The 3979-nt window shown below is 69.9% G+C and carries 3 protein-coding genes; all 3 read right to left on the bottom strand.

Annotated elements, in window-relative coordinates; genetic code table 11:
• Positions 1–43: 43 nt before the first annotated feature.
• Genes ACFQ80_RS12525 through ACFQ80_RS12515 form a run of 3 tightly spaced genes read right to left on the bottom strand, consistent with a single transcriptional unit; the run spans position 44 to position 3718 of the window.
• On the bottom strand, positions 44–1825 hold the full coding sequence (locus tag ACFQ80_RS12525; protein WP_430563876.1) for a dipeptide ABC transporter ATP-binding protein: 1782 nt from the start codon (positions 1823–1825) through the stop codon (positions 44–46).
• Positions 1822–2799 (bottom strand): ABC transporter permease, encoded by a 978-nt coding sequence (locus tag ACFQ80_RS12520; protein WP_430549653.1) that lies wholly within the window; start codon positions 2797–2799, stop codon positions 1822–1824. Before ACFQ80_RS12520 ends, ACFQ80_RS12525 begins: the two co-directional genes overlap by 4 nt.
• On the bottom strand, positions 2792–3718 hold the full coding sequence (locus ACFQ80_RS12515) for an ABC transporter permease (protein ID WP_430545073.1): 927 nt from the start codon (positions 3716–3718) through the stop codon (positions 2792–2794). Before ACFQ80_RS12515 ends, ACFQ80_RS12520 begins: the two co-directional genes overlap by 8 nt.
• Between the last annotated feature and the right edge of the window lie 261 nt (positions 3719–3979).

Here is a 3979-nt window from a genome sequence, read left to right as displayed (position 1 = left end):
CGACCAGGTCGTGCGTCGGCCCCCGTCGGGCCGCGTCGGGACGTCAGCCCGCGATCGCCGCGCCCTCCAGCCCCGCACCGGGGATGGCGGCGAGCAGGTCGCGCGTGTACTGCTGGCGCGGGTTGTCGAACACCTCGTCGGTGGTCGCCTGTTCCACGACCTTGCCGTTCTGCATCACGACCACCGAGTCGGCGATCTGCCGCACGACCGCGAGGTCGTGCGTGATGAACAGGTACGACAGCCCCAGCTCCTCCTGCAGGTTCCCGAGGAGCTCCAGGATCTGCGCCTGGACGAGCACGTCGAGGGCCGACACGGCCTCGTCGAGCACGATGACCTCGGGGCGCAGGGCGAGCGCCCGAGCGATGGCGATGCGCTGGCGCTGGCCGCCGGAGAGCTCGTTCGGGAAGCGGCGCATCGCCGACTGCGGCAGCGCCACCATGTCGAGCAGCTCCCGCACCCGCTTCTCGCGTTCCTTCTTGCCGCCGACCCTGTGCAGGGCCAGGGGCTCCTCGATCGACCGGAAGATGGAGAACGTCGGGTCGAGCGAGCCGTACGGGTTCTGGAACACCGGCTGGATGCGCCGGCGGAACGCGAAGGCCTCCTTGGGCGAGTACTTCGCGACGTCCGCGCCGTCGAACTCGACGACGCCCGAGGTCGGGTCGAGCAGACCCAGCACCATGTTCGCCGCCGTGGACTTGCCCGAGCCCGACTCGCCCACCAGCGCGAGCGTGTGGCCCCGCTTGAGCGTGAAGCTCACGTCGTCGACGGCCTTGAAGTCCGTCGACGCCCCGGGGCGGCCGCCGCGGATGGTGAAGACCTTCGTGAGGTTCTTCGCCACGACGAGGTCCCGCTCCGCGGCCTTGCCCGCCGCCGGGAGCGGGACGGTCGCGTCGAGGTCCGGCGCCAGCAGCTCCTCCGACTCCTCGCCCTGCTCGTGCGCCACCTGGATGCGGCGGGACGCGAGCGACGGCGCGGAGGCGACCAGCCTCTGGGTGTACGGGTGCTGCGGGTTCGCGAGGATCTGCCGGGCCGGGCCCGACTCGACGACGCGGCCCTTGAACATCACCACGAGGTGCTCGGCGCGCTCGGCGGCCAGCCCCAGGTCGTGGGTGATGAACAGGACGGCGGTGCCGAGCTCCTGCGTGAGCACCTCGAGGTGGTCGAGGATCTGCCGCTGCACCGTGACGTCGAGGGCCGACGTCGGCTCGTCCGCGATGAGGAGCTTCGGCCGCGAGGCCAGCCCGATCGCGATGAGCGAGCGCTGGCGCATGCCGCCCGAGAACTCGTGCGGGAACTGGCGCGCCCGCCGCTCGGCGTCGGGCAGGCCGGCCTCCTGGAGCAGGCCGGCGACGCGCTCCTTGCGCTCCCGCTTGCCGCCCTCGAAGCCGTTGGCCTTGAGGGCCTCCTCGATCTGGGTGCCGATGCGCCACACGGGGTTGAGGTTGGACATCGGGTCCTGCGGGACGAGGCCGATGTCCCGGCCGCGCATCGCCTCGATCTCCGTGCGGGGCAGGCCCACGATCTCGCGACCGTCGAACTTGATGCTGCCGCCGGTCACCTTGCCGGTGCCGGGCAGCAGGTCGATCACGGCGTGCGCGGTGGTCGACTTGCCCGACCCGGACTCGCCGACGATCGCGACGGACTGTCCGGGGTACACGGTGATGTCGGCGCCGCGGACGGCGTGCACCACGCCCTCGGAGGTGGTGAACGACACCTGGAGGTCGCGGATCTCGAGCAGGGGCTTGTCGGTCCCCGCCTCGTAGCTGCGGCCGTCTCCCTCACCGACGGGCTGGTTGCCGTTCGTCACTGGGAACTGTGTCGTCATCGCTTCCGTGCCTTCGGGTCGAGGGCGTCGCGCACGACGTCGCCCATCATGATGAAGCCGAGCACCGTGATCGCCAGGCCTGCGGCCGGGTAGAAGAGGATCTCCGGCGCCTGGCGGATCGCCCGCTGGGCCTGCGAGATGTCCCCGCCCCACGAGACGGTGCTGGGCGGCAGACCGATGCCGAGGAAGCTCAGCGTGGCCTCGGCGACGATGAACGTGCCCAGCGCGACCGTCGCGTACACGATGATCGGTGCCGCCGAGTTGGGCAGCACGTGCCTCAGCAGGATCTTGCCGCGCCCCATGCCGAGCGAGCGGGCGGCGGTGACGAACTCGTTGTTCTTCACGGACATCACGGTGCCGCGCGTGATGCGGGCGATGGACGTCCACCCGAACGACGCGAGCACCAGGGCCACGGTGAAGCTGGTCCGGTTGGTGGTGATCGACATGATGACGATGGCGGCCAGCACCAGCGGGATCGCGAAGAAGATGTCGGTGATGCGCGACAGGATGACGTCGAACCAGCCGGCGAAGTAGCCGGCGACGGCGCCCATGATGGTGCCGAGGATCACGACCATCGCCGTGGACATGACGCCCACGAGCACGGACGCACGGGCGCCGTAGATGGTGCGCGCGTAGATGTCGCAGCCCTGCTTGTCGAAGCCGAACGGGTGCCCGGGCTCCGGGCCGTCCAGCGACTTGGCCAGCTCGCAGTCGAAACGCGGGTGGACGGACGTGAACCAGCCCGGGAAGGCGGCCACCGTGATGACGAGCAGGATGATCGCGGCGGCGACCCAGAACATCGGGCGCCGGCGCATCTCGCGCCACGCGTCGCGCCACAGGCTGGAGGGGGCCTCGTCCGTCTTGACCGCGTCGACGGCACCCAGGCCGCCCTCGTCGACCTCGGCGGCGAAGTGCTCCTGCCCGGGGCGCGGTCGCCGCCCGCCGGGCACGGTCTCGTAACGGTTCTCAGGCATAACGGATCCTCGGGTCGAGGGCGGCGTAGAGGAGGTCGACGAGCAGGTTCGCCAGGATGTAGACGATGACCAGCACGGTCGTGAGCGAGACGACGGTGATGTTCTCGCCTCGGATGATCGCCTGGTAGAGCGTCCCCCCGACGCCGTTGATGTTGAAGATGCCCTCCGTCACGATCGCGCCACCCATGAGGTTGCCGAGGTCGGCGCCCAGGAACGTGACGACGGGGATGAGCGAGTTGCGCAGCACGTGGCGGCCGGTGACCTGCGAGCGACGGAGACCCTTGGCCCGCGCGGTGCGGACGTAGTCGGCGCTGAGGTTCTCCGCGACCGACGTGCGCGTCAGGCGGATCACGTAGGCGAACGACGTCGCTGCCAGCACGATCGCCGGTAGCAGGAGGCTGTAGAAGTTCGGGTCCCTGCCGACCGTGACGGGGAACCAGCCGAGCTTCACGCCCATGACGAACTGCAGCACGAAGCCGATGACGAAGGTCGGCACGGAGATGACCAGCAGGCTGATCACGAGGACGGTGCCGTCGAACCAGCCGCCCTTGCGCATCCCGGCGAAGAGCCCGAAGAGGACGCCGAAGACGCCCTCGATGACGAGCGCCATGATCGCGAGCTGGAACGTGACCGGCAGCGCCGCGCCGATGACGTCCATGATGTCCTGCCCACGGAAGTCGACGCCGAAGTCGAGCGTGAAGACACCCTTGAGGAACAGCAGGTACTGCACGATGAACGGTTCGTTCAGGTTGTACTGCTCGCGAATCTGGGCTTGCACGGCCTCGGGGAGACCGCGCTCCCCGCCCAGGCCGGCCACGGGGTCTCCGGGCCGCAGGAACACGAGTGCGTAGAGCAGGAGCGTCGCCCCCAGGAACACAGGGATCACCTGTAGGAGCCTGCGTCCGAGATACCAGAGCATGTGTGTTGTCTCCTCGTTCGCCCCGGGATTCCCAGGGCCACGGGTTCAAGTTTCGGGCCTCGTTGCCAGGACGATGGCCACGACGGGTGTGGCCAGGACAAGGATAGGGGGCAGGGTGTGCGTCGTCGGCACACCCTGCCCTCCGAACATCGGCGGGGGGGCCCCCGCCCAAAACGCCGCGGGCGGCCGGCCCCCCAACAGGGGGCGGGCCCGCGTCGGGTCGAGGGTCACGGTCGGGGGGCGGGGGCCCCCCGACAAAAA

This window comes from Isoptericola sp. NPDC056578 (genome assembly GCF_042793275.1).
Classification (GTDB): Bacteria; Actinomycetota; Actinomycetes; order Actinomycetales; family Cellulomonadaceae; genus Isoptericola.
Note: the sequence above shows the minus strand (reverse complement) of the source record. Positions and strands in the feature narration are given on the sequence as shown.